Source organism: Phenylobacterium sp. (assembly GCF_036821595.1).
Taxonomy (GTDB): Bacteria; Pseudomonadota; Alphaproteobacteria; order Caulobacterales; family Caulobacteraceae; genus Phenylobacterium.
In genome coordinates this window covers 1-5,307 of record NZ_DAISJG010000109.1, presented here as the reverse complement: position 1 = coordinate 5,307, position 5,307 = coordinate 1, and the positions used below count along the sequence as shown (strand labels likewise).

At 75.0% G+C, this 5,307-nt stretch carries 6 protein-coding genes; 1 reads left to right on the top strand and 5 read right to left on the bottom strand.

Annotated elements, in window-relative coordinates; genetic code table 11:
- From addB to V7Z97_RS19015, 5 genes are all read right to left on the bottom strand, one after another.
- Nucleotides 1-1,847, bottom strand: a 1,847-nt coding sequence (gene addB, locus V7Z97_RS19035) for a double-strand break repair protein AddB (protein WP_334165018.1), incomplete at its 3' end; no start/stop codon positions are given.
- Complete coding sequence (locus tag V7Z97_RS19030) at nucleotides 1,844-2,539, bottom strand: nucleotidyltransferase family protein (RefSeq protein ID WP_334165020.1); 696 nt, start codon at nucleotides 2,537-2,539, stop codon at nucleotides 1,844-1,846. The genes V7Z97_RS19030 and addB, both read right to left, overlap by 4 nt.
- A gap of 29 nt (nucleotides 2,540-2,568) precedes the next feature.
- Nucleotides 2,569-3,660: an N-acetylmuramate/N-acetylglucosamine kinase AmgK gene (gene amgK / locus V7Z97_RS19025; RefSeq protein ID WP_334165017.1), complete on the bottom strand. Its 1,092-nt coding sequence runs from the start codon at nucleotides 3,658-3,660 to the stop codon at nucleotides 2,569-2,571.
- Nucleotides 3,644-4,117, bottom strand: a complete 474-nt coding sequence (gene tsaE, locus V7Z97_RS19020) for a tRNA (adenosine(37)-N6)-threonylcarbamoyltransferase complex ATPase subunit type 1 TsaE (RefSeq protein ID WP_334165016.1) — start codon at nucleotides 4,115-4,117, stop codon at nucleotides 3,644-3,646. Before tsaE ends, amgK begins: the two co-directional genes overlap by 17 nt.
- A complete protein-coding gene (locus V7Z97_RS19015; RefSeq protein ID WP_334165014.1) occupies nucleotides 4,114-4,986 on the bottom strand; it encodes a 1-acyl-sn-glycerol-3-phosphate acyltransferase in 873 nt (290 codons plus the stop codon). The genes tsaE and V7Z97_RS19015 overlap by 4 nt, the downstream gene beginning before the upstream one ends.
- Nucleotides 4,987-5,048: 62 nt before the next feature.
- Between V7Z97_RS19015 and V7Z97_RS19010 the strand changes: the two genes are divergently transcribed.
- Nucleotides 5,049-5,307, top strand: a 259-nt coding sequence (locus V7Z97_RS19010; protein ID WP_334165013.1) for an aldehyde dehydrogenase family protein, incomplete at its 3' end; no start/stop codon positions are given.

Here is a 5,307-nt window from a genome sequence, read left to right as displayed (position 1 = left end):
GGGTCCAGCGGCGCGCCGCGCGGCCAGACGCCCTCCTCCAGCCCGGCCACCACCAGCCGGTCGGCCCGCACCAGCCGGGCCTCGATGGCGCCCAGGATGCGCAGCCGCGGATGGGTGGCGCCGCCGGTCCGCACCGTCTCGCCCTCCATCAGCCGCTCCAGCAGGTCGGCGAAGCCCCGGCGGCTGACCGGCGGCAGCCCGCTGCCCTCCCGGATCAGGCCGGCCAGCAGCCGGCTCACCGCCTCGCCGCCGGGCCCGCTCCACAGCTCGCCCGTCCCGCCGGCCGGGTCGCGGGCGAGGGCTTCCATCATCGCCGCCAGGGCCGCCGCCATCGCCGGGACCTCGTCGGCGGGGGCGGTCAGCTCGGCGAGCCGGCCCCGCAGCGCCTCGGCCACCTGCGCCCCCTCGGGCGAACCGGAAAGCTTTCCGGCCACGACGTCCCAGTTCGCCGGCCGCGCTCCGCGCAGGCCGTGGAGCTCGAACGCCGCCACGCCGCGCGCCAGCGCCTCGGGCTCCAGCCCCAGCCGCACGTCCGGATGCTTCAGGATCGCCAGCAGGGTCACCGGGTCCAGCGGATCGACCGCCGCCCGCGCGACCAGCCCAGCCAGCGCCCCGCAGCGGCAGCCGGCCAGGGTCTCGCCGGCCGAGGAGTCCGGGATCACGCCCCAACGCCCGAGCTTGGCGGCCACCCGCCGGGCCAGCGCCTGGTCCGGCGTCACCAGGGCGGCGGTGCGCTCGGGCGTCTCCAGCGCCTCGCGCAGCAGCAGGGCCGCGACCGTCGCCGCCTCCTCCTCCGAGCGGGCGCTGACCAGCGACAGCCCCTTCAGCCCCTCGGCGACGGGATCTATCCCCTCGGCCTCCGCCTCGTGGCGCAGCCGCTCGATGGCGTGCAGCCAGTCGGCGGTGGCCTCGGCGGGCCGCAGCGCCTCGTTGACCACCCGCCGGCGCCAGCGGCCCTGGGCGGTGGGGGCCTGCGCCACGGGCCAGGCCGCGACGTCGCCCCGGGCCACCCCGGCTTCGGCCAGCAGCCGCTTGAGCGCCCCCTGAGGATGCTGCACGTCCACGTCCGCCCAGGCGCTGTCGGCCAGGTCCTGGTCCAGTCCCGGCAGCACCACGCAGCCCTGCGGCGCGCTCGCCACCGCGACCAGCAGGGCCCGCGTCGCCGGCGCCGTGCCCGTCGAGCCCGCCGCCACCAGCACCCCCTGCGGCGGCTTCAGCGTCCAGGCCTCGGCCAGCCGGCGCAGCAGCCGCACCCGCCGCTCGCTGACGTCCACGACGCCGAGCGCCGCCAGCCGCTTCGGCCACTGGATAAGCGCCGTCTCCAGGAAGTCGCGGCTGACCCGCCAGTGCTCGGCGAGGTCGGCCTCCACCAGCCCCGCCAGCTTCTCCCCGGCCTCGACCTCCTCGATCTGCAGGCTGTCCAGGAAGCCGCCGAGCGCATCGGCCAGCTCCAGGGCGCCCGAGGCGGTCAGCTCCCGGCCGGGCAGCAGGTGGGCGTTGTCCGCCACCAGCCGCGTCAGCTCGAAGCGGCGCTTCAGGGGGTCGATGGCGGCCGGCAGGTCCAGCGACAGGTCGCCCGGCTCGAACGGCGGCTCGCCCTCCTCCAGGTCGCCCAGCGGCCGCATCTGCGGCGGCAGCACCGCGCGTCCGCCCGCCGCCGCCACGAAGCCGTCGGCGATGGCCCGCGCGCCGCGCCGGGTCGGGATCAGCACCACCGCCTGCGACAGCGCCTCGGGTCCCTGCGGCGCCAGCGCGTCGTGCAGCCCCTGCGCCAGGTCCTGGGCGAACGGCCGGTGCGCCGGGATGTTGTACCAGCGCGGCCCCGGCCCTCGCAGGAAGCCGCTCATGCCTCCAGCCGCGCCTCGGCCGCGGCCCGGGCCCCCGGATCGCCCACGTGCATCCAGAAGGCGTCCATCACCGCCCCGTGCAGCCGGCCCTCGGCCTGCAGCCGCTTCCACACCGGCAGGATCGAGAACGGCCCCGCCGTGGGCGAGCCGTCCAGCACCTGCGGCTTTAGGATGCCGAAGCCGACGTTGGCGTAGGGCGTCGCGGGCTCGGCCTCGGTGGAGTGGGTGAGCCGGCCCTGGTCGTCCATGAAGAAGCCGTTCGGCCCCTCGAAGCCCAGCCCGTTCCCGCGCCGCACCAGCAGCAGCAGGATGTCCATCCGCTCCGGGTTCCAGGCCGCCTTCAGCGCCTCCAGCGCCGGCGTCCCGCGCTCCAGCCACAGGGAGTCGATGTTGGCCACGAAGATCGGGTCCTCGCCGAGCTTGGCCCGGGCGTGCTGGATGCCGCCGCCGGAATCCAGCAGCTCGGCCCGCTCGTCGGAGATCAGGATCTCCAGGTCGGTCCGCGTGGCGAGGTGCGCCTCCATCTGGTCGGCGAAGTGGTGGACGTTGACCACCGCCTTGGTCACGCCCGCCTCGACCAGCTTGTCCAGCACCCGGTCGATCAGGGTCCGCCCGGCCACCGTTACCAGCGCCTTCGGGGTCGTGTCGGTCAGCGGCCGCATGCGGGTGCCGAGCCCCGCGGCCAGCACCATGGCCGTGGTGGGCGCCGTGGCGGGCGGGCTCACGCGCGGGCCCCGGGCGGCACGTGCCGGTCGAACCAGGCCTTCATCGGCGCCAGCGCCGGGTCGCGCAGGTTCCGCTCCAGGTAGCGCCAGGTGCGCGGCATGAAGGCCCGGTACTGCGGACGGCCCAGCAGGGTCTGGCGGGCGAACACCCGGCCCAGGATCCGCGCGGCGTTCGACACCGCCAGCGCCCGGTACTCGGCCAGGAAGTGCTCCCGGTCCAGCGCCGGCCGGGCGGCCAGGAAGCGGTCCAGCATGGCCGTCTCCAGCTCCGGCGAGACGTCGCGGCGGGCGTCCTGCAGCAGGTGCAGCAGGTCCCAGGCCGGATGCGCTTTCAGCGCGTCCTGGAAGTCGAGCAGCCCGACCCGCGCCACGCCCCGCCGCTCGGGCAGCCAGAGCAGGTTCTGGGCGTGGTAGTCGCGGTGGGTGAAGACGCTGGCGCCCGCCTCGCCCTGCACCCAGACCGGCGCCCACAGCGCCTCCCACTCGGCGGTCGCCGCCTCGCCGAACGGCGCCAGCCCCGCGTGCTTCGGCCACCATTCCAGGAAGGTGTCGGTGGCGATCTTCAGGGCCAGCGTGTCGTAGGTCAGCAGCGGCCAGGCTGCGCCCTCGGCCTCCAGCACCGCCGGCGGCGTCTCCTCCTGCATCGCCACCTGCACGTCGACGGCGGCCTCGTAGAGCGGGCCCTCGTCCTCACCCTCCGCGATCAGGGTGGCGTAGAGCCCGTCGCCCAGGTCCTCCAGCACCGCCAGCCCCTGGTCCACGTCGTGGGCGTAGACCTTCGGCGCCGACAGGCCGTGGGCGCGCAGGTAGGCCGCGGTGGTGACGAAGGCCGCCACCGAGCCCGCCGCCAGCCGGGCGGCGGCGTTGTAGCCCAGCGCCACCCGCTCTTCCGGCGTGGCGTCCGGCGGGCAGACCACGCTCTCGACCGCCGGCGGCTGGTCCATGAAGATGAGCCGCGAGCCGGCCGGCGTGTGCAGCCGCTCGTACTGCCGCGTGGAGGCGTCGCCGCCCAGCCGCTCGCGCCGGGCCTCGCCGAGGCCGGCGGCCTTCAGGAACTCGGCCTTCAGGGCCTCACGATCCGAACTCAACCCCTCGTCCTTCCCAGGCCCCGTGCGGGGTCAGCCGCACGCGCCGTCCGTCATCGTCTTCGGAAAGCGAAATCACTACATCGAGTCGGTCCGGCGGCAGGCGGCCCTCGAGCCGCTCGGGCCATTCGATCACCGCCGCCCCGTCGTCCAGCGCCTCGTCCAGGCCGATCTCATAGGCCTCGTCCGGCGACGACAGGCGATAGAGATCGAAGTGGGCGACCTTCAGCCGCGCCCCCTCGTAGAACTGCACGAGCGTGAAGGTCGGCGAGGGCACGTCCTCGTCGGCCGTGGTCAGGGCCCGCACCAGCGCCCGCGCCAGCGTCGACTTCCCCGCCCCCAGCGGCCCGTAGAGGCAGATGGCCTCGCCGGGCCTGAGCTCGTGCGCCAGCGCCGCGCCCAGCCGCCCCGTCGCCGCCTCGTCCGGCAGGCGGAAGTCCCCTTCGGCTTCCAGGATCATGCGAAGGCCGCGTCCGGATCGGCCGGCAGCGTCCGCTCCACGTGATGCTTCAGCCGCAGCGTCACCTCGCCGGGCTCGCCGGCCAGGGCCTCGGGCGGGATCGGCCGCCCGACGGTCAGCGAGAAGGCCCGCCCCCGCTTGTTCAGGAGCTCGTGGAACAGGGTCATGTCCCTAAGCTCCGGCGAGAACCGGTTGAACAGGTGGAACAGGGTCGACCACGGCCCCGCCACATGGATCGGGACCACCGGGGCTGAGTACTTCCGCGCGATCGACACCGCGCTCGGCGCCCACGGCGGGTCGGCCAGCAGTCCGTCGGCCTGGCGCCGGGCCAGCCGCCCGGCCGGGAAGATCACCAGGCACCGCTCCGCCTCCAGCGCCTCCTTCGTCAGCTGCAGGGTCAGCCGGGTGCGCTCGCGGGTGCGCTTGGCCTCCACCCACTCCACCGGGATCAGCACCTCGCCGAGCGGCGGGGAGACCCGCAGCGCGTCGGAGTTGGCGTAGAAGCAGAGGTCCGGCCGGATCGCCTTCAGCTCGTCATGGACCGCGATCCCGTCAGCGATGCCGGTGGGATGGTTGCACACCACCACCAGCCGCCCCTCGCGCGGGATCCGCTCCAGTCCCCGCGCCGTCACCTCCAGCGCCAGGAGGTCGGAGACGTGCTCCAGGGCCTGCGCCCCCGGCATGGCCGCGATGGCGTCGGCCATCCGCCGGGCCTTGGCGTAGTCCAGCATCCGGTAGAGCGCCGGCCGCACGACCGGCCACAGCGGGCTCGTCGACAGCTTCGGCGCCCGCTCGGCGATCAGCACGTCGACGATGTGGTCGCGCGGCCTGGGGCGCGTCACGGCCGGGGCGTGCGAGGCGAGCGTCATGGCCCAAGGATGCGCTGCTGCGGGACTCGCGGGCAAGCGCCGGGAGGGCTAAAAGCCCCGCCATGCGTGACATCACCCACTTCATCGACGGCGCGCCCGTCGCCTCGACCTCCGGCCGGTTCGGAGACGTCTTCAACCCCAACATCGGCGAGATGCAGGCCCGCGTCGGCCTCGCCACCACCGCCGAGGTCGACGCCGCCGTCGCCTCGGCCGTGCGCGCCCAGCAGACCTGGGCGCTGGTCAATCCGCAGCGCCGCGCCCGCGTCATGTTCGAGTTCAAGCGGCTCGTGGAAGCCAACATGGACGAGCTGGCCGAGCTGC